Source organism: Rickettsia felis URRWXCal2, assembly GCA_000012145.1.
GTDB lineage: Bacteria > Pseudomonadota > Alphaproteobacteria > Rickettsiales > Rickettsiaceae > Rickettsia > Rickettsia felis.
Window position 1 is genome coordinate 17,276 of record CP000054.1, and the last position, 24,482, is coordinate 41,757.

The window sequence follows — 24,482 nt, forward strand, 5'->3', positions numbered from 1 at the left end:
TTAATGAGTGTGTTAGGATTTTTTATTTTCTAAAATATCTATCTGTGAATACTATAAAATATCACGCATACCATACTCCACCCTCTTAATCCCATATCCTTCACTAAGCCTCCGTATCACATGCGAGTAGTTATTCCGTACCCAATCTGCCATGAACCTTGTTGGCATTGTTAGCGTGAGTAGACCAGTGTTCCTGCATTCTTTAGCCTCTGCTTTTGCAAACCAAGCTTGATCAATATGCTCACCTAACTCTTTTCTTAAGCCTTTTCTGATTTGATGCCATACTGTGTTTTTGTTGGTTGCATCTAATTCCTTACCTATATCTAAAATTCCAATATCTTTGTTACTAGAAATAATATCAGGCTCTTTGATTTTAGAATTTTTCTTTTCAATTTCTTCTTTTCTTCCACCTTCCAATATGCCATCTTCATCATATCCTACATCCTCAGTTTTTATATCTGTAATTTGCTCTTCTTGCTCAACTTCCTGTACATAATAACCGTTTACACCATATACTGCTTCTAATTGCTCACTTAATGTTGCTATTTGTCGCTCGCTTAAAGCAAGCTGGTTTGGAACTAACGCAGCAACAACACTATTCCCATGGTTTGTCTTAAATTGTACTTTCGTTAGTATTTCATATGCTAATTCTGTACTAAATCTTCCTGCTATTTTCTTCCTTACCTGCATTTCTTTGCTTGTATCAAATGAGCTCTCTATTTTGTTTAGGTATTTCTCATATTCGAGTAAGTTTTTCTCTATATTACAGCTAAACCTAAAGCTTGTATGATTTACTAAAGGCCCTTGATGCTTCTCATTCGCAAGGATCTGCTCCATGTAGCTTAAGAATGTGAATTTGTTCTTAAATCTCTTCTCAGGATATTTGATGTAGAGCTTCAGTAATAACTGATTCATAAAATTATTGCTGAATTCTCTACCAGCTCTAAAGTTAAGCGTATCTATATCTTTTTCAGAAAGTGGGTAGAAATGCCTTAGTTCCTTATATTCAGATATATCTTTGATGGTTCTTGCAGCGGATTCAGAGGTAGTATTAGAACAAGATGGTTTAGCCTTAATAGAACTTTTAAAAGAATTGTTATAAGATTCAGATGGAAACGAGCAAAGCTCGTTTTCCAAAAACTTTTTTTTACCATCTATATAATCTATATTTTCAATAATACTATCCTTTAATACAAAAGTCTTTATTATATAATTGACCATAATCAGTGCAAGCAGGGTCATATTTAGTGCATTCCCATTCCTTAGAGGATTCCAAGGCTTCGTTGTTATTATATTCCACCTTAGTTTGATTGCTAATTACTGCTTCTTGTGTATGGCGATTATTATGATTGGTGATAAATGGAACATTAAGCACTGATATCTGCCACAATGATTTATCAGCTCTGCTATTGTTATAATCTTCTGTATCTTTTATGAAAAATCTCTGTTTAGAGATAAAATTATTATCTTCTAAAGTCTTCAATGCTTTAGAAATAGAATTTCTGTGTAATTTAAGTTCTTTTTGTAATTTCCTATAAGAAGTAACAATAGAGTATGAATGACGAGTTAAAGAACTATCAGAATCATCATAATTGTACTTATTAGCAGAAGATTTATAAATCTTAGTAAAAAGATACAACATTATTACTCTAGATGTTGCAGAAATGCTACAATTAGAATTTAATTGCTTTAAGAACTGATAAGGTACTCTAATAAACATCCAGTTATTGGGATGTATGATTGATTCTTTGTGGTATCATGGAACCCATGTATACCTATATTCTCACTTGGTAACCCAAGTGGATAAAATAATTGCATTTTATGCTCCTTTCATGGAGCTAAGTACCTAAGACCCTTGACTTTTTATATAAAAACATGTACTATAAACTTATAAAGCCCTGCGAAAGTTTTTATAAGTTGTTGAGTCTTGGGATATTTTAATTCTAGGACTTAACCCTTTGTTTTGTTATGCAAAATAAGCTCATGAAGTAGAGCCTAGCATAACAAAAATCATTTGTCTACTCTTTTTCTAAAAAACAAGGACAAATGGTCATATAGTACAATATTATTATCATTAAAAAATTGTATTATCTCAAGTTCTTTCTGTTGTCCAAAAAGTGTTAAGCGTTGCTCATTTTGGTACTTTTCAGCCTCAATTATTACTGATCTATTTATATTTAATGCTTTAGCAAGATCGGCTTGACTGATATTGAGAATGCATCGAGCGCCTTTTAACTGAAATCTAGTTATTGCACTCTCTGTGTTGGTATTAATTATATTTTGTGGTTTATATTGAATGCTAAATGGATTAGGAAAAGAGATATTATTACAAGAGAAAAAATGAACAAGTGCAGCATTATGTTTTGGTAGAAAATCACGAGTTTTGTTGAGTTCTACTTTGCTAATTGTAGTTTTACTAACATGTAATAATACTGCAATGTCGCGCACCCCTAAATCTAAAATATTCCGAGCAACTTTTAACTGCAGAGCTGTTATATACATCATTTTTATAATTAAATATTTAAAGATTTTGCAATACAATCACGGATTATTGCACTCACGGATTTTAATGAGCTCCTTGTCCGTTTATTATGTCTCGAGAGATCTTCTAATTTGAATAAAACAGAAGCAGGGAGTGAAATTGTAGTACGCACAAGAGTATCATCTTCTTTTGTATAACCATAAGGTTTATCTGCTAATTCATTTGCTAAATTCTCAATCTTTTGTTGAGAAATCTGCAATGGACGTTTTTTTAATGCCATAATCAGAACACTTCTTTAATTAATTCTAGTATTTCATTTTTAGCTTGTAAATTGTTATATTCTATGACTGCCTTCCCTAAAGGCATCACATCTCTATATATTTTTCGGTAATAACAACATGTATTTAATAGTTTTAGCTGCGGAAAATCACTAAGATACTCAAAAAATTCTTTTCTTTCATTTGTTCTTACAGTTGGGTTCGTGCTAGCCATGGTGTGTAATATGTAAGATGACAACTTAGGATTAATATCTTTAACTCTTATGATTTGTTCTTGTAATTCAACTATCGTATCTAAATCTAATTGACTAGCTTGATGAGGGGATATTAGTATGTCAGCAACACTTAAACCTGTAATCATTTCCCTGCTATTACGTCCAGCAACGTCCACTATAATGTAATTAAACTTTTTGTCTAATTCTTCTAAAGTAGTGGAAATATTATCGTATTTCTCTATCAAAGTAATTGATGGCATAAGTTTTGCTTCTTGACGATCTTGATGCCAACGTGATGCGGATCTTTGGAAATCAGCATCTACTAAACACACATCATAATTGCTATATGCAAGTGCTAATGCAATATTAGTAGCAGTAGTTGTTTTACCTGTACCACCTTTATTACTTCCTATAATCACAATCATAAAAATTTTTCATTAAATGTTAAAAACTAATTTTGCTATAGCAAAATATAACAAGTTAATAATAATACTTCATAAAAAATAATTATTCAATCATATATATTAATTCATAAAATCATCGTTCATTCTTCATAAAAAATAATTATTACTTCATAAGTGTGAATTATACTTGACTTAAGCTTTAGGCTTATATAATATTAGTTCTATGAGATGTAGTAATCGAGAACAAATAAGGAAATTATTACAGAAAAGAAAAAACCGGTAGACGCTCACCCTGACCAAAGTTTGAGCATCTACCGGTAAAATAACAACCCATAAATAAATATGAGGTCATTTATGAATATATCACATCATCACACTGTTGGCAATAGTAGTAAGCTATTTGCTGCTTCAAGCACAAATCAATCACAATATCTAGAGTCTGACTACTTTTTACCAGCTAGTTATAGCGAGAACTACTACAGTAGGAAGTACAGCAGATCAATAAGCAAAATTTCACGTATAGTATCTGCAAGCCTATTATCGGCTATGATGCTCACAGCAACATTAGATGCTAAAGCACATCCTAGCGTAGAATCAAGTATCTTAGAACCAAATCAAAGTTTTCTATTTGGTAAGGATTCTGCAGGAATTAGCACTAACGTGCCTTTACCACCAATCATGCCCCAGTCACCACCATCAGCTCCTCCAATTCCGCCTGTGCTCCCAGCTATGCCTGATTTCATCAGCGATGCAAGTATTGGAGGGAAATCAGACAATAGGTCAGCACTACTTGAATCAATCAGGAATTTTGGCAAAAACATATTAAAAAAGTCAAGAAAGAACCAAAGCCTAAAGTTGTATCTAGCGATGGCGGGGATTTAATGAGTCAACTGTATGATACGCTTGAGAGAAGAAGAGGTATATCTGGAGAGAAGGATAGTGCTAAGTCCAAGAAAGTAGTAAAGCAAGCAGCTAAATTAACAGCTGAGGAGATTGCACGGAAGAAAGCAGAGAATTTTTAGCAAGAGCAGCAACAATTCGGGAGCAGAACAAAAAGAAATGGGAGGAAGCAGCTAGGAAGAATGAGGAGATAGCAAGAGAAAGACGCCGAGTTGAAGCTGAGGCAGTTAAAGCTAGGATAGAGCAAAAAGCTAGAGAAAGAGGCGAGAATAGGGAAGGTGTAGTCATGGGGATAGATCCGGCACTACATCACAACATAGTATCAGATCTAAGATAGCACTCTTAAGGGAACAGCTTAAAAGCCAAGGTGGTAATAATTTAGCAGGCATAATAGGCGGGGGATCAGAAGAGCCTATATACAGCAAGCCTATAGATACTATTAGTATAGCAAGCAGCGTTACGGAGTACTCAGAACCTTGGCAAGACCCTGATACCCTGATAGGTGCGGCTTTTGAAGCTGAATTTAGTATGCCGAAGCAAATAGAGCCAACAGCACCACCGCTATCAGTGCTTAGTAGTTTAGAAGACTTACATATTTCAGAAGCTGATTCATTAGGCGAGGAAGAAAAGAAAGTAATAAAAATGCTAGATGAAGCGATAGAAGATAGCGGTTATAGCGGTTCTAGTTGTGGGGACGATGATGATTGGAGTGGTGAGGATAGTATTTCAGATACTGATGGATATGACACTGTATACAAGTAGTGGTAGCGAATATTCTGAGGATAGTGGCGACGAGGACGGGATACCAATTTCACCACCTGCGATTGAAGAGGATAGAGCGGAACTTGACAGCATAAGAGAGTTGCAAGTATCAAGGCAATCATCAGCTGTTGCAAGTAATGATAGCATTAATGAAGTAAGTTTTGCAGCAGACAGTAGTGGTTTTAAAGAAGAGCAACAAGAAGAGAGTACCACGGAGAGCGATTTTGAGATACTAGATGAGGTGGACGAAGAAGATAGTTTATCTAAAGATATATCTACTAACTTAGGTGGTACCGTAAGCACTGAGCCACAAGAACAATCGACTGCTAAAGATAAAGAAGAGTTGCTTAAAAAAGCGACCATTGCAGTAGCGTCACATAACCAAGCACGAGAGGCTAACAAAATATCCAGTAAACAGATCAGACACCGTATGTTTGTGAGGGATATATTAATATCTCCTGTATCTGCAGGGGAAGATGGCACAGACATTCTTGCTAGAATCATTGGATATCACATATGGAGTAGTGGCACGCTTGGCAGCAACAAACAAAAATCTAAAGCAGACTTAAATGGCTATAGTAGCAAAATAGCTGGAGGCACTATTGGGCTAGAGCTTAACCTTGAAAATGACTTACTACTCGGTGCTAATTTTAGCAAATTTAGTAGCCGTGTTAAATATCAAGATCAAGGCGGGTCAAGTGATTTACGAAGCAGTACCGCAAGTAACAGAGCTAAATATGATACTCATATATTTAGTCTATACGGCTTAAGTCCAGTAAGCCGTAATATGAGCGTTTCGGTCATAGGTTCAGCAGGACTTAGTAAAGGCAGGAAAGCAAGATCAAAGTTATTGAGTTTTGAGCCTCATCTTAACTACAGAGTAGAGTTACCCAAAGCAGTAACGCTAATACCTCATATTGGGTTGAGATACGAATATGAGAAAGCAAACGCTTACCAAGAGCAAATAGCAAGTAACCTGTCTATAGAGAGTGCTAAAAAGAGTTACCAAGCCTTAAGCGGTGAGATAGGTAGCAGAGTAATATTTGCTCCTATTAAACTAAATGGTAGTACTCCACGGGCAATATCAATAACACCAACGGTACATTTTTCGGTAGAGAGAAAAATAGGTAGCAGGGGCACAAGCCATCCTTTCACTTTAACGTACTACGAGTCCAAGCAAACTATCGGCACTGGTACCATATCAGCTAATGCTCAAAACGAAAGGACGAGTCTTAATGCTGGAGTCGGATTAATAGCAGCTAGTCAGAACATTAAGCTAGAGCTATTGTACGACCAGCAAAGGCAAAGGCGATTTAAGAGTCATCAAGGAGTTTTAAAGCTGAAGGTGAGTCTCTAGACCAACAATAAAAAACATTTAAGAAAATAACAAAAATAAAACAGTCGTAAGGCAAAGAGGTAGGTATTACCTGCCTTAACATTGCCAATAAGAACATAAAGAATTAATCTTAAATTAATACTTAGAAAATAGGTGTTGTATGAAAAATGTAGAATATCAAGAGAATATAGCTGAAGTGGAAGAAGTAAAGATACGTCGTAAAAATATGAAGAGTTATGTATTAGCTCTTGAACTATGTAATAAAGTCATGAAAACAGATGGCATTGATAATATACCTCGTGAAGATCATACCAATCTCTTTAACTTCAAAGTATATAAAAATGGCATAGTGGCACTGAGCGAGTTATTAGTGCGGACTATAGATGAAAAAACAAAAATTAAAGATGAGAAGTTAATAGAAGGGTACGAACCGATAATAAACTTACTTGAGAAATTCATTAGACCTAAAAATGATGCAGAACATTATTTTAGGCAAGGTCAGAGGTTGTATGGGAATGGGGAATATGAAGAGGCATTAATATCTTTCGAGGAAGCAAGTAATATTATTACCCGTTCTATGTATTACCATCATAAAGGAAAAGCACTTTTAAAGTTAGAGCGGGCAGAAGAGGCAATTAAAGCTTTCAATAGGGCGATAGAGCTAAAGCCTGATTATGCTGAAGCTTATAATGAAAAAGGTTATGCTTTAGCCAGTTTAGAAAAACATAACGACGCTATTAGCTGCTACAATAAGGCGATAGCACTAAAGCCTGATTATGCAGATGCTTATCGTTGTAAGGGCGATATACTCCATAATCTTAAGAGATACGAGGAAGCGATAAAAGAATATAACAAAGCTATAAAGCTAGATCCTAATTTTCAGCACGCATTAAATAATAAAAAGGAGGCACTACAAGCTATAGCACGTCAAGCAAGTGACAAAGATTTTGAAGTACTATTATCAAATACACCGCTGCCTTCAAATGTTGGAAAGGTAGCTGAGCAGAAAATAGCACGCCTTAAAGGCAGTCAGGGTAGTAATGACGGAGATAGAAGCTACACAGAAAAATATCTAAACTATCTTTTCAGACTTCCATGGGGCAAGTATGATAAAGCATCTATTGATATTATCGAAGCTGAGAAAGTGCTAAACGAAAATCAATATGGTCTTGAGAGCATTAAACAGAAGATTATAGAAGCTTTAGCATTCATGGCAAACTCTCAGAATGCCAAACCTCCAATACTATGTTTAGTTGATGCTCCTGGAGTTGGAAAAACATCAATTGCTAAAATAATATCAAAAGCACTAAACCGCAAAAGCGTAACATTATCACTTGCTGGAGCAAGAGATGAGGACTTGATCAGGGGGTGTATGGATTTCTATATGGGTGCAAGACCCGGTAAAGTACTGTCACTACTTTCTGAAGTAGGTAGTAGCAATCCCGTAATGATTTTAGACGAAATAGATAAAATCAGTCAAGAAAGAGGGGCGTTACTTGAAGGAGCATTACTACAGTTAATAGATCCATCACAAAATGATAGCTTTACTGATGATTACTTTGATTTTGGCTATGACATGTCAAAAGTATTTTTCATCGCCACAGCAAACTCAATCGATAATATATCATATCCACTATTACATCGTATGGAAGTAATTGATATTAGTGGTTATACCGATAATGAAAAAGTTAAAATCACACAAGATTACATCATACCAAAGCTAATGAAAGAGGCAAATGTTCCAAGCAACAAATTCACCCTCTCAAACGAACTGATTAGGTACATCATCGAGAATTATACTTGGGAATCAGGCGTAAGAGATATAGAGCGAAAAATAAAAGAGCTATTACAAAAATCTCTCTTAGCAGAAGCAAGAAAGGAGCAAATCACCTTAAATAAGGAAACTATAGAAGAATATTTCAAGCACTCTAAATATCACAAACAAAAACTACAAGATGATGAAGTTACTATTGGTATGATCAACGGTCTTGCTCATACAGCAAGGGGAGGCGATTTAATTAAAATAGAAGCTTCAAAATACAAAGGTGACGGAAAGATTAAAGCAACAGGCAAACTAGGAGAAGTATTAAAAGAATCAATAGATGCTGCGATGACCTGTTTAAAATCAAGCATAGATTCTAAAACTAAAGAAATCAACGATGACATATTAAAGACTCATGACATACATATACATCTGCCAGCAGGAGCAACGCCTAAAAACGGACCATCTGCGGGCATCACTATATATACGGCTCTTTACTCACTACTTAGTAACAAGAAGATCAGACAAGATATAGCAATGACTGGTGAGATTACATTAAAGGGTAGAGTGCTTGAGATAGGGGGGCTTAAAGAAAAGCTAACAGCTGCAGTAAGAGAAGGTATTAAGGAAGTCATCATCCCTAAGGATAACGAGCGTGACTTAGCCGAAATACCTGAGGAAATTAAGCAAGCACTAATAATACATACAGTATCAAATACTAGTGAGATACTAAGGATAGTATTTGATACTAAAGTATCTAATAAAAATACTAAACAAAAAACACCAAAGGAAAATATGGGCAAAGTATTGCAATTTCCTAAACAGAAGAAAGATAAAAAGAATTGACAGAGTTACCCTGTACAATTAAAGTTTTTGTATAAACATAAGTTAAGTAATAAAGAAGTAGTAAAGCATTTTAGCAACAAAAGATTAGAATATAATTGAGGTTTTATGAGTAAAGATGGACAAGATGATAAAAATGTAAATAATGAAAAAACACAACTGAATGATAACAACAGCAATAATAAGCAGGATCAAAAAGAAAATACTAGCATCAATCACGATACTTTAACACCGGAGGCAGTTACCTCGCCATCAAATGCTAATATAGCAGATGAGCAAAATACTTCTCAGATAAATAGTGAATTTAATCAAGCCCCGAAGGCAGAAGGCATAACAAATGATCCTGTCGGGGTTGAGCAGAACGAAACAAATAATAAGAAGGAACAGTCATCACCGGGTACTAATATAGGCGATACACAAAAAAAGGAAGAAAGTGTTGATGCGAATAGAGAAGATACGAGCACGGAAGAGGACGAGCAAGCAGTAAAAGTTAGCGTAGAAGCAAAAGAGAATGCTGTTCAAGCAGGTAATACACCTAATGAAGCTAAGGAGCAGGTTATTGCTAATAACGTTCCTACAGAACCGGATAAGCAAGATGCAGATAGTGTAGATAAGGACTTAAAACAGTTATTATCTAGAATAGATAAAGGAGAGTCTTCACAAAAATTAGAAGATGCTCAAGTTAAGAATGTACTTGGGGCAATTAAGGCTCAACTTACCGCTACTGCAAATCCTGCTGAACTTGCACGTTTAGCGAGTGCTGCAGCAAGTCTAGCATCAAGTACGAATAATCCTGAAATGCTAGAACAAATTAAAGGGATTCAAGCAGCGATTGCTAAAAAAGAAGAAACTGCGGAGCAGATTGTTAATTCTGATATTGCTGCAGAGAATCTAGAAGTCCAAGAGCATCAAGATCCTGAGATGGTGCGAAAACATTTGGAGCACGAAGAAAGAAAAACAAGAATAGATAACAACTGGGCTGAATATGAAAAAATCGAAAAAGAATCAAGAGAGAGATTAATAGCAAACAATAGGTTTTTAGATCAGATTTATAATGATCCTAATTCTTTAACCGAAGAGCAAAAAAGATTAGCTCGTGGACAGTATCGTAGTACAGAAGAGAAAGAGGAGGTCGAACGAAAAGCACAACAAGACATTGATTTTGCTAAAAGAACACATGAATTACATAGAGATTTAAAGCATGCAATTGAACATGAACAAGAACAACTCAATATATTAGCACCTAAGATAGAAATTGAGCAAACTCGTGCAGGCAATGATGAATTGCTACAAAAGAAACAACAATATGAAGCAAACATCAGTTTATACAAAGAAAGATTAGAGCAACATATTAATCCAGCTATAGCTGAATTGGATTTAGAGAGGGAAAAACTGTTAAAAGTAGTTGATACACACCCTGATTTAGTTAAAGACCGTATTAGAATTCATTTTGAAGGTAATAGAGATAGATACGAAGAAATGAAAAATTTAAAAGGTGAACCAAAAGCCTTAGAGGAAATGGAACAATTGATGAAAAAGGCGGGTCTTGAGAATAAGTTAAATACAAAAAAAAGAGATAAAGTAGATGTGCCTCAATCAAAAGAGACCACATCTTCACAGGTAGTTTTATCTGACATTTCAACCAATAACAAACGACATAATATATTAGAAGAAACACTCAATATAGTAAGTGAAAATAAATTAGGAGGTGTAGCAAAAGAAGTAATAAGTAATATACAAATTAAAGGGATAGAGAATGTAGGATGGTTAGGGGATGCCCAAAAAATGACCGGTAGATCAGTGACCGGTCCCACTTCATCTGTAGGAAATGTTACTATTAAGCCGCCAGCACAAACTCCAAGCGTACAAAAATTTGCTGCACGGGGTGCTAATATAATAAAAAAATAATTGAGAGAGTAAATATGCAATTTAAATATAAAAGGGTGAATATACCTGAAAATGATCAAAGTGGTATTAATACATACCTATCTAATAAATATGTGAGGAAAGAAAATCTTACATTAATGCTCGCGAATTATGAAGAGCGTAGAAAATGCGAGGCAGATGAAGCATATAAAACTGATGAAATTCTAAGAGAAATATCAGATAATGGAAATAAAGATTCCACTTGGGATTTATTTTTAAATTTTGTTATAGGCGTAAAAGAGACGGCATTTTACTTAGCAATGAGTGTAATTAATGGATATGGTATAACCCATAATGAATTCCTCATGTACCTCACTATGGCTATAGGAGTCAAGCTTGGTGATGAAAAGACACTTGAGCTAGTAGGCGATGAAAAGATACCAGAGGAAACAAAGGTATTAGCAGAAAGATGCATGGAGCGTATTAAATTTCATAAAGAAGAGGTTTATAATAGAGACGTTATGTGGGAAGAAATTATGGCACGTGGGAAGGATTTCGATAATCTAGTAAAATCAGAGTCAGGGCATTCATATTATGATTCAATACCGAATCAAGGTACAGTAATGAAAAAATGGTCTGTTTATGTAGAGCCTATTATAGAAGATAATGCAAATATACAGGTAGATATGACTGGACAAGAAAGCAGCTGTTGTTGCTGCGTAATTATCTAACAATGACGAGCAGATGCTCAATGACTTCTACCTTCATCTTTGTGTTTATTTAGGTGCTTGATAGAGGTAGTTTTCTTAATGTTTTGATTTTGAGCAGCGGAAGATTTAACAGAATGTTTAATATCAGAAAGCTTCTCAAGGTCTTGCTTAAAAAGCGAGGATAGTTGATTCGGAATATCTCGCTTTTGTTCTTGTGTGCGTGATGGAGGTCTTCTACCGATCATATCATCTATAGAGGCATCAAGAAAGTTTGCAAGGGCAAGGGTTGTAGCAGCACCGGGCGTAGCACTGACGTTAGGATCTAGGAACATATTTAAAGTATTAGAACTGACATGAATTCTTTTCGCTAGTTGATATGCACTAATATCAAGGTCTGTCATGGTATTTTTTACTACAGATAGCAGATTATTTGTAATAGAGTGAGAGTTAATCGGGTTAAAAGTCTGTTTTTTTGATGAATAATATTTAGGAGCGCGTCCTAATATTTCATCAATGGAAGCATTACAAAAATCTGCCAGTTTCGTTATAGTAGTGAGTTTTGGATTGGTTAAAGACCCATCTAAGATTTTGTTAAAAACGGGCTGTTTAATACCGCATTTCATGATAAAGTCTTTTTTCTTTATTTTCATGTCTGAGATTTTTTGTGTTAGAAATTTTTGCAAATTCTGACCTATCGACATAAAAATAAAAAAGTAATATAAATTTTAGATTTCTTCTTGACAAGCAAGATGAAAGATGGTTAAGCTTTTATTAGCACTAAAAAAATTGTGTGGAATTTCTTGAAAGATTTTAAGAAAGGATTTGTTACTTCTCAGTAAGTATTATTAGTTTGGCGACCGATATACCTACTGAGAATGAAAACATATGAAATTAATTAAATAACCGCGAGCGGTTTTTTTAACTAACCAACCATAAAGGTATTCCTATGCTAATACGCATTTTCAAAAATATCAAGTCTTTTCAAGACAAAAATTCCAAAAACATAGAAAAAAATATAAAAAAAGTCACAAAAGAAACAAATAGTGGTTATTTAGTGTCGCTATATTCAACCGGTAGTACAGCAATAGACAACTATATCCAACTTGTTACGTATTTTGTGTAATTAATTTAACCAATCATCAGTAATCAATTAATCAAAAAAGGAGCAAAGCTAATATGAGGACTAAAGAAGTAATTAATATAATTAAAAACCAATCTAACAAACTAAAATATGCCGCAATAATTGGTACTACATTATTGATAGCCGTAGATGCTAACGCAGCATGGGATTTAAGTAAGCAAGTTGGGGATGCGATAATATCGCCCGTAGTTAAGTTATTTAAAGATTATGTTTCATTGATTATTGGTGTAGCAGCTGGAGGAGGTTTGGCTCTTGGCACGCAAGGTGATTTATAAGTGTGTAAATTTCTCAAAGGTTGTATAAAAGAAAATATAACAAAAAGAGAAATTACAATGACACAGAAACAAAATGCTGCAATGGAACAAGCGATAGATTTATTGATCAATAATGATACAGATGTATCAATATTATTCAGGGAAGATGGTTTATTAAAAGAAATAACCAAGCGTCTTGTAGAGAGCTCTACAGTCTGAGATGAATAATCATTTAGGATATAGCAAGTACAATCAAAGTGATGCTCAGAATTCACGTAATGGTTATAACACAAAGAATCTGATTACAAAGAATGGTGCTGTTGAGATTGAAGTGCCAAGAGATAGAAATAGCAGTTTTGCACCATCATTAGTAGCAAAGCGTCAAAGAAGGCTTGATGGTTTTGATGATAAAGTACTATCTTTGTATGCTAAAGGTATGAGTTTATCAGATATAAAATTACAGCTTCAGGAGTTATATGGAGCTGATGTAAGCGAGAGTTTAATTAGCCAAATCACAGATGATATAATAGAGGATGTTAAGCTATGGCAAAGCCGTCCATTAGATCCAGTATATGCTATAGTATTTTTTGATTGTTTAATAGTAAAAGTACGTCAGGATAAACGGATTATCAATAAATCGGTATATGTTGCATTAGGTATTGATTTAGAAGGGCGGAAAGATATTTTGGGATTATGGATCAGTGAGAATGAAGGGGCTAAATTTTGGCTTGGAAATTTTACTGAGATGAAAAATAGAGGTATACAAGACATACTGATAGCATGTAGCGATAACCTTAATGGTATGTCTGAAGCTATAGGTGCTGTTTTTCCAAAGACGGAGCATCAATTATGTATTGTACATCAAATTAGAAATAGTTTACGATATGTATCATATAAGGACCGGAAAGAGCTTGCTGGTGATTTAAAACCTATTTATACACTAGCACAGAAAAAGAAGCACTTTCCGCTTTAGAGGCTTTTGAATCTAAATGGAATAAACAATATCCTCAAATTGCTAAATCTTGGTATGTTCACTGGGATAATTTAATGATTTTCTTAGGATACCCTGAAGAAATACGGAAAATAATTTATACAACAAATGCTGTGGAATCTGTTAATAGTCAACTCCGAAAAGTCACAAAAAATAAACGTGTTTTTCCAAATGATAATGCTGTTTTTAAAAGCTTATATTTGGCAATTGATTACATGACCAAAAAATGGTCCATGCCCATACCAAATTGGAATGCGGCTATGGCTCATTTTTTAATAAAATTTGACGAAAGAATCTAGGCTTTTGGAAAAGTTTACACACTTAATCGGGAAGACTCGCTCTGACATTGCTTTTATCTCTAAAGTTACAGGTCTCTCTATCTCTGAGCTTAACAAACTGCTCAAAGCTTAATCCTAACCATTCTTTTTGGAAAGTAGTAGATACTACTACTTTCATCTATATCTTTGATTAATTCTTTTTCTTTAGTTTTGGGTACTTACTACTTGCTTCTTTTTCTCAACGATGCTTTGAACCCTTCTGTTCAATTCTTCTAGTCTTTTTTTGTAACAAATCCTATTGTCTTGATTTAAGTTCTCTTCCGTTACTGCTTGCGTTTGCATCACAGTAGCCTCTTGATTACTGTAGTTTCCGTTTAGCTGTTTTTGGTAATTTTGATACTTTGATTGCATTTGAAGCAGACCTGAAAAAGATGTTAGTGGGTTTAATTTAACTCCAGCTTATATATTGTTTTTGGTCAAAAGCTATTCTAAAAGCACAGAAGATATATAGAGCTGTAAAATTGTACATTATATTAGAAGCAGTATGAGATTATTTGGCTATGCTAGGGTATCAACCAATCAGCAACTTTTAGACCTACAGATAAAACGTTTAAAAGATGCTGGGGTAAAAGAATCAAGAATATTCCATGACAAAGCAACAGGTAGTAACTTAGACAGAGCAGGGCTAAATAACTTATTGCATAAGGTAGAAGAAGGGGATGTAATATTGATTACCAAGTTAGATCGTTTAGGCAGAGATACTGCCGATATGATTAACTTAGTTAATCAGTTTGCTAATATAGGTGTAGCTGTGCGTTTTCTTGATGATGGTATTAGTACGGAAGGCAGTACGGGAAAAATGGTTATTACAATCCTAAGTGCAATAGCAGAGGCCGAGAGAGCACGGATACTTGAAAGAACTAATGAAGGCAGGTTAGAGGCCAAAACTAAAAAGGTATTAAGTTTGGTCGCAACCGTATTATAGACAGACATAAATTATTAGCATTAAACACAGAAGGAATTAAAGGGGTAGCACTAGCTAAAGAAATGAAAATAAGCCGTGCTGCTGTTTATAAAATTCTTAAAGAAGAAAAGCAGCACGACACTAATGTGTGATATGCAACAATTAAGCTTTGCATCTAGGCATATCTAATTTCACTAGCTGCTGCCATGAGTTAAAAGGACAATGCTCTGGTTTATGTTCCGGCATACAATATTGTGTATATGTGGATACTTGCTCTGTGCTAAGGCATTCCTTGAAATCCTTAACTTGTAAATATTTTGGCGGTAATGCTCCTGTCATATCATGGCTTTTATTATGCTTTTTGTGGTGTTTTTTATAATGTTTTGAATGATGACCTAGAGACTCTTTTGGGCAATCAATACTTACTAAAGGACCTGAATATGGAGTCACAAGTGCTTCATGATGTACGCATGGCGGAGGAGGATTGCCACATGCAGTTTTGCTATACTCATTATACTGGTGTTTTGCATTGTGATGTTTTGAGCATTTACATCCGGATAATATTGGAATACATAATAAAATTAAAAATAATGATTTCTTAACCATAATGAACCTCTATTTAATAAAAATTATTAATACTTAGTAATATGTCTTTTTATCTTGGCATCCTCAATATACAGTGACAATTAATTTTTGTTGCTACACTATATGAAATAGTTATTTATGTTAATATGTATACAATTATATTGTAATAAAGTGACTAATTCTTTTTAAACTCTAAATCTATCAACAGGATTTATAGTTTGTACTGGGATGTTATAAGGTGTGCTATAAACATCAGAACGTAAAAATGCTAGTTCTATTTCAAGATTATCTTCAAATACTTCAATTATCCACGCTTTATAGTTATCTTGAGGATGAGTAGACCAACGATAGCCTCTAGCTTTCAGTAAGTCTTTTGTATCATAAGGAGCATTTTTTGCCCAAATCTTAAATCTTGTTTTATTGCAATTAACAAGTAACTGCTTTAATACTGGTTGTTTAGCAATAGGCAATGTTTGAGCAAGTAAATGCAAGCCAGCAAGACAATCTGTTACAGCTCTATGTCCTTCATAAAAGAAATTATACTTATAAGCAAGATATTCTAGTTTATGGCTTTCTATTTTTTCAGCTTTCCAATCAATATCAGCTCTTGAGCATCCCCAAGCTTTAGGTGGTAAGTGTAGAAACATTTTATCAAAAAACGGTCTATCAAATGAAGCATTGTGTGCAATAATAATATCAACATTTTCAAGAAACTGCGTAACTGCTTCTTGATCTATAGCCTTGCCTTGAACCATTTCATCAGTAATACCTGTTAGTTCAGTGATTCGTAAAGGTATAGGTTGTTGTGGATCTTGATACTGATTCAATTCATCGACTATTTGATAAATACGTCCATCTTCAGTATATTCAAATTTTACCATGCCAAGTTCAAGTATTTTGTCTTTTTCATGTGATAAGCCGGTAGTTTCAGTATCCAAAAATATCCCAATTTGTTTTGGAGTGTTATCAGGTAAATGGTAAAAATTAGGTTTTGTATATCGCTTAATAACTTTATACTGATCTGAGATACTTAATATGTCAGCTATTTGCTCTAGATTGTTATATTTAAAATCTTTACCTGCAGTATTAGATACTTCTTGCATAGGAAGAGTATGCTGATACCCCCTTGCTTTCCTTATCCTAGTAATACGCTTAATATTCTTATCCATATCATATGGTGAGTTACAGTGGATAACTTTATAATTGCCTTTATTAGAGTGCAAAGAACCCCAGCTACATATAAGGTCAGTAGTACCAAATAAATTAGCTTGAGTAGTTAATCTATAATATTTATGATCTTTAGTCCAATAGTGCTTCATCAATGTAATTACTGCTCTTTATCTATCAAAAGAACTTCAGAATATGTTTTAAGAACTTGTCCTTGTTGATATTAAGATCTTTATTTAATTTGAAGTCTCCATTTTTCCAAGTACCTACAATAGTGCCATCATCAAGAGCTAGAGGAAAGTGGCTTAATATTTTAATATCATTCTTAACTTTAGAAAGTATTAGCGTCTCTAAAGAGGTAGCACCAATACCTTTTCTAATATCGTCAGCACATTCTATTAGAGCTTCAATATATTTACTACCTTTTTGAGATAGAGAAAAAATGGTGCAAGCTGTTCTTGATGTTACTTTAGTGACATTACCGACAGTATCCCATATTTCTTTAGGTATCTTAGCGAAATACAAGTAGTTAACAAGTTTTTGTCTTGATATGCCAAGGTTCTTAGCAAGATGTCCTTGCGTTATACTTAAATCCGCAAGTAATCTTGTATAGTACATTCCTTTTGAATAGTCGCATATGTCAAGACCTTGGTTTTCCTTAATCTGAATGATTGCTGCATGTTCGTCAGTGACGTCCTCAATTACGGCTCTAAGCGGAAGTTCAGCATCTAAGCATGCTTTCCATCTTCTACTACCTGCTATGATCTCATACGTGAACTTTGGGTCATGTTTGCAATAGCGAAGATGTACAGGCTCTATTTGACCATTCTTTTTGATGTCGCTCGCAAGCTCAACCACATCACCAAACTCGAAGTTACCTCTATCAGCATACTTCCATCTAGTGCAGTCTTTTGGATCAACGGTTACGATTTGCATATGCGAGCACCTTTTTAATTAATTGTTTCATACGTGGCAGAAAGTTCTGCTACCAACTAAAATGTCTTACATTTTAGTTGGTAGCTATATATCTGTAAATAAGTGATTTTAAGGATTGTATACAGCTATAAAGAAGTTTACAAGTAAAAAAGAACGCAAGAAACAAATAACAATAAATAATGATGTTGCAGAAAAACACATACCTTACTTTATTATAAAATATACACAGAGAAATATTTTAAATACTTGATAAGTAAAGGGAAAAGTGGTACTATTATATATGAAAAGAAGACAAAAACAAACACTTTTCTATTTCTATGACTCAAACAACTTAAAAAAAGAGGCTGGCATGTACTTAAATATTAATCAAAATATAAGTAATTTAACGAATATAGAAAAAGAGTTCATTGCTGATAAATACGATGCAATTTTGTTTAACAATGGTAATTTAATGTTTAAAGCTACTCATGGATGTTTACCACAGTTTCAAGAAGAAATAATTAAATTACTAGATATAAAATTATTTCGTGAAGTTATAATCGAACATATATTTTTATATGAAATTAAGTTTTGTGAGGAAGAACTCAGAAATATGAGATTGAACAAAACACAGGAAAAGCAAATCCAAGAGAAGATCGATGAAATTAACCTATTAAAAACACAATATAAAACATGTATATCAATAAGTGCACCCAATAATTTAAACGATAAAGCAAAAATCAAGACTTTGCTAAATGATTATTATAGTGCTGTTTTAAACAGTGTACAATGCAGCTCTTATTTAGATTCATTGTACAATTTTGCCTCCTCTTCTTGCGATAGCTATCATTACGATTCATACGATGGAGCTTTCTATATACCAAAGGAAGAGTTAAAAGAATGGGAAGAAATGCAAAAGGATAACGACAAAGAAATAAAGATTTGCAGCACCCAGTATAAAGAATTACGTACACAGTACGTTAATTTACAAGAACAATTAAGCCAATTAGTCAATAATCTACAATGAGGTAAAAAATGCAGAATTTAACAAAAGAACAGACATTAATAGAAGCAATTAAGCAAGGCGACTTTTACAACGTCCTAGACCTCGTATCACAAGGTGTAGATCTAAATTTTCATGATGAGAATCTAGATACTGTGTTTTCAATAGCAGCACATTACGGACAAATTAAAATCTTAGAATATTTAGCAGCTAATATGAAAAAAAATACTCACAGGCATATTGACCTCTCTTCTAACCACTAAAGTCAAAAAGCAGCTCAAATACTTTTTTTAAGTAGCTGCTGACCTTTACTTTTCCACTTATCAATAATCTTCGGATTAATGATTAATTGCTCCTTACAATCAAGTAACATTCCGTAAAGAATATGAGCATTATCAGGATGTAAGTAATCAAGACCTGCTTTAACAAATAATCCGCCTAGCATAATCTTTTTTCTAGCGTCAGATTTACGATCAAAGGCTACTGCTTTTTGTAATTGCATACGCATTCGCATATACAAAGAAGCAAGGGACAAAATGCTGTTGCTAAAGCTGCATATATTTCTGCTAGTAAATTAGTATATAAAACTACCTGTCATGAAACTGGTGAGGAAATAAGTATAACCTTTGATTTTACACAAAAGCAAGGAGTGATATATAGTAAGATATTTGTGCCTGAAGGCTTTGAAGACGCTGCATGGCTACAAGATAGAGAACAGTTATGGAACGGAGCAGAAGCAAGAGAAAAAGAGCGGATTCTAGGACTGCATCAGAAATAGAATTTTCACTACCACGTGAAGTAAGTAAGGAACTAAATATTAGTTTGGTAGAAAAATATGTGAATGAGTATATAGTCGCAAGAGGAGTTGTATGTGATGTAAATATTCATTACGATAATCCTGATAATCCACATGTACATATTCAATATTTAACTAGAAAATTAGAGCGATTAGAGAATGGCGAAGTAGTACTTGGAAAAACAAAAAATAGAGAATTAGAAAGTACGAAGTTTTTATATTTTTTGCGGGACAGGTGCGAGATAGAAATCAACAAAGTATATGAGGAAGCAGGGTTACCATATAGAGTAACAGCTAAGTCATTTGAAACGCTTGGAATAGATCAAATACCAAAGCTTCATATAGGACCAGCTCATCATATGCCTGCAACTGAGCTTGAAGCAAAAAACAAAGAGATCATAGCTGAGAATGCAAAGAAGATATATGAGAGTCCTGAAATAGTATTTGGTCGCATTTCGTACACGAAACCAGTGTTTACTAAAGAAGATATAGCTATAGCATTATCTGACGCTCTAATGGTGCATTTAGTATCAAAAGGAAGTGATATTGCAAAAGAGCAAGAGGCTATTAGAGCATTTGGTAAGGGCTTAGTAAATGAGCAAGCAGGTGATGGAAATACAGAACAAAATATAGTGAATGATGCAGTAGGAACTGCGGCAGGAGGTGGAGCAGAGAATACAGATAGTAGCCAAGTAAAAGAGACCACTAACAACCCAGCTATCGAGCATTTAAACAAGGAATATGGCGAGGAGTTTTTACGGCTTTACAATCAGCTACTTGTATCTGACAAGATAGAGTTGATGGATCAGAAAGATTTGATGGGAAGAACGCTATATTCCCTAAAATCAAGAGTAAATCTAGAACGTCGTTATGTATCTGCTATAGAGGAGTTAAATACTAAAGGCGAACATAAGCTGAATATTTTAGATAACACTATTGGAGAGAGAAACAGTCTTAAGGAACAAATAGGTGATTTAGTAAATGTAGTAGGAGCAAACCTACAAAATAAGTTTAATGATAAGCTAGGCAGTGGTTTAGGCTTAAAGCTTAATGTTTTTGGCAGCAAGAAGCATGCATTTAGTGATGAGCAAATCAAAGCAATCCTCTCAGTCTGTAGTGGCTCTGATATTAGTGTACTTGAAGGAAATCCCGGAGCTGGTAAGACTTTTGTGATGAAAGAGATAGTGCGTCAGTACAAAGCGGCAGGATTTAAGGTAGTAGGTACTGGACCAAGTAGTGTATCTGCTAAGGTTTTAAGTCGTAATGCTGGAATTAAGGCAGATAATACGAGTTTGCTACGTAAGAAAATCGTAGAGTCCAAAGGAGGCGACTTTAAGATAGATTTAAGCAGCAAATATTATGAGGAGGAGGAATATTTAAAATCTATTGGTTGTGATTCGATTTTGAACTTTTTACGTTCTGATGTACTTGATAGTAAGACTGTATTGATCGTTGATGAGGCAAGCATGATTGAGCTTGCTAATATGGACTATCTAGCTCACGAGGTCTTAAGGTCTAAGGCAAAGCTAGTACTTGTTGGAGATAACAACCAGTTTACAGCTGTTGGTATGACTGGAGCGTTTAACAAAGCACGTAAGATTGCAGGAGGAGTTAAGCTTACTGAAGTAAGAAGACAGGAAAGAGTAGAGTACAGGCAGGCGACGAGAGCTATGGGACGCTTTGCCATGCAGGAAGCCATTGAGATATATAGAAAATTAGACGTATTTAACATTAAGGATAATGAGCAGGAAGCTAAAACTAGCTTAGTTACGTCATTTGCTAAAGAATATACTGAGCAGATAGATAATCTTAAGAGAGATGATTTAATAGCGATTAGAAGTATAGCAATTGGAGCATATACGAACGAGAAGGTAGCTGATAACACAAGAGTAAGAAGTGAGCTAAAGCATAGCGGAGCATTAAAGGGAACTGAAGTACAAATTAGCAGTGGCGGGCGAATGCTGTCGCTGATGAAAGGCGACCGAATAGTATTTGAAGAGAATAGTTTAAGATACGGGATTAGTAATGGAGAAGTAGGAACAATATTATCAGTCAAGCCTTCGGTTAAATCGTTTAGTGGTGGTGCGAGTAGTAAAGGTGAGAGTGATGGCGACGGATTACTTAAAATATTAGTCCATAAAGCAGATGGCTCAAAGGATATAATAAATATTGATACTGCTTCTGACGCTGCAAATAATAAGTGGAGGATTAAATTAAATCATGGATACGCATTAACTGGTTACAAGTTACAAGGTGAGACGGTAGACCGAATGCATGTATATTTTGACCGCTCTATTGGATATGAGGCGTTTTTGGTGCTCATGTCACGTCATAGAGAAGAGGTTAAGCTTCATGCGTCCGCAGAGGAGCTTGAAAATATAGTGTATCAGCGTCTTGATAGTGATGTAGAGAAAGTTAGAAATCAGTTCAAGATTAACAGCTATGAGATGCGAGATGAGACGCGTATTAATTCTGCAGGGGAAGAATATACAGTTCAAGTAAAGGAAGAGATACCTAACTGGCTAATCGGCTTAACTCTTGCAGTTAGCAGAAGAGCCAATAATAGCTTTGCAATAGACTATGGAAAGGGTGGTACTTTAGAAGGCAGTCAGCTAATCATCAAGGAGTATTTAGAAGCACGGGGGTGAGTCTTTGAGTGCCACGGTAAGATGCGTGAATGGAAGAGAGATATCGAAGCTGTTGGTAATATTACAAGATTACATAGCAAAATTCTAAGTCAGGCTACTAATTTAAAGAGTATCAAATTAGACGATACAAGTGCTGCTACTTCTTTTGAATTAGATTTAAACATCAAAGATTTAAAGATTGATCCATATAGCATTGCTCTTAGCGAGGTGCAAGATAGCTTTAAATATGTTATTGAAAATATTTTAAAAGAAGCGAGAGAGGAGAAATCAGAGAGTGCATACAGTAGTAAACAAGATAGCCTAGAGCCAAAAGCAATAAAAGGCATCACTAATATTGATGGTAAGGCATGCATTAACTTCAAGGAGCTTGATAGCAAGCATCAAAGCAAAATCATCGCTATTTGTTTAAAAGAAAGTACCTTTGAAAATCTTAAAGAAATCTTTGAGGAGTTAAAATTAGAAAAAGAAGTTTTAAGAGATTACGCTTCAGTTATTTGTGATAGCTACTCTAGCGTGGTATCTGCTGAAGATGCAAAGGAATTTAATAAACTAATTTTTGCTAAGAAAGATGAGAGCAAGTTAGTTACGGAAAGCAAGGTCGAACTTAGAGCTTTAGTCCGTGAGCAGAATTTTAGCAAGTCGGAAGAGAGAAAAACTCAGTTAGAAGAGCAGATTACTATAGTTAAGGAGCAATCAGCTCAGCACGATGAGAAGTTAGTGGAGATAGCCGGAAGAATATCAAATAGACTCTCGCTAATTAAGGAGCATACTACATTAGATAGTAGCTCTGTATTAATGGGTGAGCGGACGATTCAGTTAAATATTAACTATGAGACGCTACGCAAACATGCAGGTTACGATATGGCAGAATATGAGGCTGGTAGTTTTAAAAAGAAATTAATAATATGTGCTGCAGCATTTGCAATGTTAGTAGCTAGTTGCTGTATTTCATCATATATTGTATATAAGAAGTTTCCGGGCAGAATTCAAATGCGTCATGATGGTCCGATGCATGTTGAAAATAGCAGTGTAATGCTACATTATCCGACTATTGGAAAAATAGACGGAACAAATAATAAGAAAATTGGTAAATAGCAGTTAATATCTTTCAATATGAATAACAAAAATATACCAAAAGATTATAGCGAAGTAAGCGTAGCCGACACTAAAGCAAGTAATCGTCACCATGAGCAAGTAGACTTGGATAGTCACAACACTTCCGAGCGTCCAAGGCATGATGCTCTTATTCGCAAAGCTCTAGAGAACCCACTAGTTGCCAAAGAGTTCTTTGAGATGCATCTGCCAAAAGAAATTAAAGCTATGTTCTCTTCTCATACTCTGAAGATGGAGAAAGAAAGCTTTGTTGAAGCAGATCTAAAGCACTCTATATCTGATATCCTATTCTCAGCTAAGTTTAAAGATAATACTGGATATCTTTGGGTTCTACTAGAGCATCAAAGTACTCCTGATCACTTCATGGCTTTTAGGCTATTTAAGTATATGACGGATATTGCATCAAGGCATTTAACTCTTAATCCTAAATCTAAACATCTGCCTTTTGTATATCCATTAGTGTTCTACAATGGCAAAAAGAAATATAATGCTCCAAAGAATATCTGGGATCTATGCCAGCATAAAGAACTAATGCAAGATATTTGGACTAAAGACCATAAGGTAGTAAATGTTCATGATATTCCTGATGAAGAATTAAAGAAGAAAGCTTGGGCAGGAATACTACAATTCTTCATGAAACATATCCATGAAAGAGACTTACTTAAAAGATGGTATGAGGTAGCTGATCTATTACCTGAATTTGCCAAACTTAATATTGGTATTGATTACCTAGAACTGATATTAACCTATACATTGATTAAGATTGAGAAATCTGATAAAATAGAGTTAGAAAAATTATTAAAATCTCGTCTTAATACCGAACAAGGAGAAAAACTTATGACTAGCTTAGCTCATCATTGGGAACAACAAGGTGTAGAAAAAGGCATGCAGATTGGAGAAGCTAAAGGCATGCAGATTGGTAGAAATGAAGGAAAGCATGAAAAAACTATAGAAGTAGCTAAAAATATGCTTTCTAATAATTACTCTATTCCTGAGGTTTCTCGTATTACTGGTTTGTCTATCGCTGAAATTAACGATCTCCTTAAATCTTAACTTCTACAGCTGTAGA

23 protein-coding genes and 4 pseudogenes are annotated in these 24,482 nt (G+C 34.6%); 17 read left to right on the top strand and 10 right to left on the bottom strand.

The annotated features are described in order from the left end of the window. Positions 1–51: 51 nt before the first annotated feature. The 4 genes and pseudogenes from RF_RS07510 to RF_RS07525 all read right to left on the bottom strand — a co-directional run. Positions 52–1,720, bottom strand: a pseudogene (locus RF_RS07510) (DnaA N-terminal domain-containing protein); the annotation flags it as partial. A gap of 290 nt (positions 1,721–2,010) precedes the next feature. Further along, entirely contained in the window at positions 2,011–2,505 is a 495-nt protein-coding gene (locus RF_RS07515; RefSeq protein ID WP_011271718.1) for a hypothetical protein, read from the bottom strand. An 8-nt stretch (positions 2,506–2,513) separates the two neighbouring features. Further along, positions 2,514–2,762: a hypothetical protein gene (locus tag RF_RS07520; RefSeq protein ID WP_011271719.1), complete on the bottom strand. Its 249-nt coding sequence runs from the start codon at positions 2,760–2,762 to the stop codon at positions 2,514–2,516. 2 nt (positions 2,763–2,764) lie between these two features. Then, on the bottom strand, positions 2,765–3,400 hold the full coding sequence (locus RF_RS07525) for a division plane positioning ATPase MipZ (protein ID WP_011271720.1): 636 nt from the start codon (positions 3,398–3,400) through the stop codon (positions 2,765–2,767). A 321-nt stretch (positions 3,401–3,721) separates the two neighbouring features. Here RF_RS07525 and RF_RS09510 point away from each other — a divergent pair, with 321 nt between their 5' ends. From RF_RS09510 to RF_RS10750, 7 genes are all read left to right on the top strand, one after another. Further along, entirely contained in the window at positions 3,722–4,261 is a 540-nt protein-coding gene (locus RF_RS09510; RefSeq protein WP_011271721.1) for a hypothetical protein, read from the top strand. Then, positions 4,261–4,401, top strand: a complete 141-nt coding sequence (locus tag RF_RS10745) for a hypothetical protein (protein WP_175265598.1) — start codon at positions 4,261–4,263, stop codon at positions 4,399–4,401. The genes RF_RS09510 and RF_RS10745 overlap by 1 nt, the downstream gene beginning before the upstream one ends. 406 nt (positions 4,402–4,807) lie before the next feature. Further along, entirely contained in the window at positions 4,808–5,041 is a 234-nt protein-coding gene (locus RF_RS07535) for a hypothetical protein (protein WP_041405373.1), read from the top strand. Further along, positions 5,022–6,398, top strand: a complete 1,377-nt coding sequence (locus RF_RS07540) for an autotransporter outer membrane beta-barrel domain-containing protein (RefSeq protein ID WP_041405374.1) — start codon at positions 5,022–5,024, stop codon at positions 6,396–6,398. The genes RF_RS07535 and RF_RS07540 overlap by 20 nt, the downstream gene beginning before the upstream one ends. A 139-nt stretch (positions 6,399–6,537) precedes the next feature. After that, complete coding sequence (locus RF_RS07545) at positions 6,538–8,985, top strand: S16 family serine protease (RefSeq protein ID WP_011271723.1); 2,448 nt, start codon at positions 6,538–6,540, stop codon at positions 8,983–8,985. A 105-nt stretch (positions 8,986–9,090) separates the two neighbouring features. After that, entirely contained in the window at positions 9,091–10,890 is a 1,800-nt protein-coding gene (locus RF_RS08265; RefSeq protein ID WP_011271724.1) for a putative sodium/potassium/calcium exchanger, read from the top strand. Positions 10,891–10,904: 14 nt separating this feature from the next. After that, positions 10,905–11,579 carry a hypothetical protein gene (locus RF_RS10750; RefSeq protein WP_011271725.1) on the top strand — a complete coding sequence of 225 codons (675 nt, stop codon included), beginning with the start codon at positions 10,905–10,907 and terminating at the stop codon, positions 11,577–11,579. Between the two features lie 17 nt (positions 11,580–11,596). Here RF_RS10750 and RF_RS07560 read toward each other — a convergent pair whose 3' ends face one another. After that, a complete protein-coding gene (locus tag RF_RS07560; protein ID WP_187145868.1) occupies positions 11,597–12,241 on the bottom strand; it encodes a helix-turn-helix domain-containing protein in 645 nt (214 codons plus the stop codon). Between the two features lie 493 nt (positions 12,242–12,734). Here RF_RS07560 and RF_RS07565 point away from each other — a divergent pair, with 493 nt between their 5' ends. Both RF_RS07565 and RF_RS12120 read left to right on the top strand, forming a co-directional pair. Next, positions 12,735–12,974 carry a hypothetical protein gene (locus RF_RS07565; protein WP_039595277.1) on the top strand — a complete coding sequence of 80 codons (240 nt, stop codon included), beginning with the start codon at positions 12,735–12,737 and terminating at the stop codon, positions 12,972–12,974. A gap of 57 nt (positions 12,975–13,031) precedes the next feature. Then, positions 13,032–14,243 (top strand): annotated as a pseudogene (locus tag RF_RS12120) (IS256 family transposase). Positions 14,244–14,265: 22 nt separating this feature from the next. Here RF_RS12120 and RF_RS11790 read toward each other — a convergent pair. Next, on the bottom strand, positions 14,266–14,400 hold the full coding sequence (locus tag RF_RS11790) for a hypothetical protein (protein ID WP_268747342.1): 135 nt from the start codon (positions 14,398–14,400) through the stop codon (positions 14,266–14,268). A gap of 366 nt (positions 14,401–14,766) precedes the next feature. On the opposite strand from RF_RS11790, the pseudogene RF_RS07580 reads away from it, so the two are divergent. Further along, positions 14,767–15,338, top strand: a pseudogene (locus tag RF_RS07580) (recombinase family protein). Between the two features lie 10 nt (positions 15,339–15,348). Here the strand turns inward: RF_RS07580 and RF_RS10755 are convergent. From RF_RS10755 to RF_RS07595, 3 genes are all read right to left on the bottom strand, one after another. Further along, the gene (locus RF_RS10755; protein ID WP_011271728.1) at positions 15,349–15,792 is read right to left on the bottom strand and encodes a hypothetical protein; all 444 of its coding nucleotides are present in this window, start codon (positions 15,790–15,792) and stop codon (positions 15,349–15,351) included. 164 nt (positions 15,793–15,956) lie between these two features. Then, a complete protein-coding gene (locus RF_RS07590; RefSeq protein WP_011271729.1) occupies positions 15,957–17,090 on the bottom strand; it encodes a 3'-5' exonuclease in 1,134 nt (377 codons plus the stop codon). 25 nt (positions 17,091–17,115) lie between these two features. After that, positions 17,116–17,874 carry a ParB/RepB/Spo0J family partition protein gene (locus tag RF_RS07595; RefSeq protein WP_011271730.1) on the bottom strand — a complete coding sequence of 253 codons (759 nt, stop codon included), beginning with the start codon at positions 17,872–17,874 and terminating at the stop codon, positions 17,116–17,118. Between the two features lie 115 nt (positions 17,875–17,989). On the opposite strand from RF_RS07595, the gene RF_RS11795 reads away from it, so the two are divergent. The 3 genes from RF_RS11795 to RF_RS07605 all read left to right on the top strand — a co-directional run bounded on the left by RF_RS11795 (position 17,990) and on the right by RF_RS07605 (position 19,119). Then, positions 17,990–18,124 carry a hypothetical protein gene (locus tag RF_RS11795; RefSeq protein WP_268747343.1) on the top strand — a complete coding sequence of 45 codons (135 nt, stop codon included), beginning with the start codon at positions 17,990–17,992 and terminating at the stop codon, positions 18,122–18,124. Between the two features lie 99 nt (positions 18,125–18,223). Continuing rightward, positions 18,224–18,880, top strand: a complete 657-nt coding sequence (locus tag RF_RS07600) for a hypothetical protein (RefSeq protein WP_039595607.1) — start codon at positions 18,224–18,226, stop codon at positions 18,878–18,880. A gap of 8 nt (positions 18,881–18,888) precedes the next feature. Next, positions 18,889–19,119 (top strand): ankyrin repeat domain-containing protein, encoded by a 231-nt coding sequence (locus RF_RS07605; protein WP_039595268.1) that lies wholly within the window; start codon positions 18,889–18,891, stop codon positions 19,117–19,119. A 14-nt stretch (positions 19,120–19,133) separates the two neighbouring features. Here RF_RS07605 and RF_RS07610 read toward each other — a convergent pair whose 3' ends face one another. Then, positions 19,134–19,358, bottom strand: a complete 225-nt coding sequence (locus tag RF_RS07610; RefSeq protein ID WP_039595279.1) for a conjugal transfer protein TraD — start codon at positions 19,356–19,358, stop codon at positions 19,134–19,136. Between RF_RS07610 and RF_RS11800 the strand changes: the two are divergent. From RF_RS11800 to RF_RS07625, 4 genes and pseudogenes are all read left to right on the top strand, one after another. Beyond that, positions 19,353–19,948, top strand: a pseudogene (locus RF_RS11800) (MobA/MobL family protein); the annotation flags it as partial. The gene RF_RS07610 and the pseudogene RF_RS11800 overlap by 6 nt on opposite strands. 522 nt (positions 19,949–20,470) lie before the next feature. Beyond that, positions 20,471–22,300: an AAA family ATPase gene (locus tag RF_RS11805; protein WP_235364378.1), complete on the top strand. Its 1,830-nt coding sequence runs from the start codon at positions 20,471–20,473 to the stop codon at positions 22,298–22,300. Between the two features lie 21 nt (positions 22,301–22,321). After that, positions 22,322–23,395 (top strand): hypothetical protein, encoded by a 1,074-nt coding sequence (locus tag RF_RS11810; protein WP_011271735.1) that lies wholly within the window; start codon positions 22,322–22,324, stop codon positions 23,393–23,395. An 18-nt stretch (positions 23,396–23,413) separates the two neighbouring features. Further along, positions 23,414–24,466: an Rpn family recombination-promoting nuclease/putative transposase gene (locus RF_RS07625; protein WP_011271736.1), complete on the top strand. Its 1,053-nt coding sequence runs from the start codon at positions 23,414–23,416 to the stop codon at positions 24,464–24,466. Positions 24,467–24,482 lie beyond the last annotated feature (16 nt).

Bases quoted from the DNA above. Each gene is read 5' to 3' on its own strand.
- RF_RS07600 (WP_039595607.1), top strand. From the start codon at position 18,224: ATGTACTTAAATATTAATCAAAATATAAGTAATTTAACGAATATAGAA.
- RF_RS07565 (WP_039595277.1), top strand. From the start codon at position 12,735: ATGAGGACTAAAGAAGTAATTAATATAATTAAAAACCAATCTAACAAA.
- RF_RS07545 (WP_011271723.1), top strand. From the start codon at position 6,538: ATGAAAAATGTAGAATATCAAGAGAATATAGCTGAAGTGGAAGAAGTA.
- RF_RS07535 (WP_041405373.1), top strand. From the start codon at position 4,808: ATGCCGAAGCAAATAGAGCCAACAGCACCACCGCTATCAGTGCTTAGT.
- RF_RS11810 (WP_011271735.1), top strand. From the start codon at position 22,322: ATGCGTGAATGGAAGAGAGATATCGAAGCTGTTGGTAATATTACAAGA.
- RF_RS10745 (WP_175265598.1), top strand. From the start codon at position 4,261: ATGAGTCAACTGTATGATACGCTTGAGAGAAGAAGAGGTATATCTGGA.
- RF_RS10755 (WP_011271728.1), bottom strand. From the start codon at position 15,792: ATGGTTAAGAAATCATTATTTTTAATTTTATTATGTATTCCAATATTA.
- RF_RS07520 (WP_011271719.1), bottom strand. From the start codon at position 2,762: ATGGCATTAAAAAAACGTCCATTGCAGATTTCTCAACAAAAGATTGAG.
- RF_RS08265 (WP_011271724.1), top strand. From the start codon at position 9,091: ATGAGTAAAGATGGACAAGATGATAAAAATGTAAATAATGAAAAAACA.
- RF_RS07515 (WP_011271718.1), bottom strand. From the start codon at position 2,505: ATGATGTATATAACAGCTCTGCAGTTAAAAGTTGCTCGGAATATTTTA.
- RF_RS07610 (WP_039595279.1), bottom strand. From the start codon at position 19,358: ATGCAATTACAAAAAGCAGTAGCCTTTGATCGTAAATCTGACGCTAGA.
- RF_RS09510 (WP_011271721.1), top strand. From the start codon at position 3,722: ATGAGGTCATTTATGAATATATCACATCATCACACTGTTGGCAATAGT.
- RF_RS11790 (WP_268747342.1), bottom strand. From the start codon at position 14,400: ATGAAAGTAGTAGTATCTACTACTTTCCAAAAAGAATGGTTAGGATTA.
- RF_RS07595 (WP_011271730.1), bottom strand. From the start codon at position 17,874: ATGCAAATCGTAACCGTTGATCCAAAAGACTGCACTAGATGGAAGTAT.
- RF_RS10750 (WP_011271725.1), top strand. From the start codon at position 10,905: ATGCAATTTAAATATAAAAGGGTGAATATACCTGAAAATGATCAAAGT.
- RF_RS07605 (WP_039595268.1), top strand. From the start codon at position 18,889: ATGCAGAATTTAACAAAAGAACAGACATTAATAGAAGCAATTAAGCAA.
- RF_RS07525 (WP_011271720.1), bottom strand. From the start codon at position 3,400: ATGATTGTGATTATAGGAAGTAATAAAGGTGGTACAGGTAAAACAACT.
- RF_RS07590 (WP_011271729.1), bottom strand. From the start codon at position 17,090: ATGAAGCACTATTGGACTAAAGATCATAAATATTATAGATTAACTACT.
- RF_RS11805 (WP_235364378.1), top strand. From the start codon at position 20,471: ATGGGAAGAACGCTATATTCCCTAAAATCAAGAGTAAATCTAGAACGT.
- RF_RS07625 (WP_011271736.1), top strand. From the start codon at position 23,414: ATGAATAACAAAAATATACCAAAAGATTATAGCGAAGTAAGCGTAGCC.
- RF_RS07540 (WP_041405374.1), top strand. From the start codon at position 5,022: ATGACACTGTATACAAGTAGTGGTAGCGAATATTCTGAGGATAGTGGC.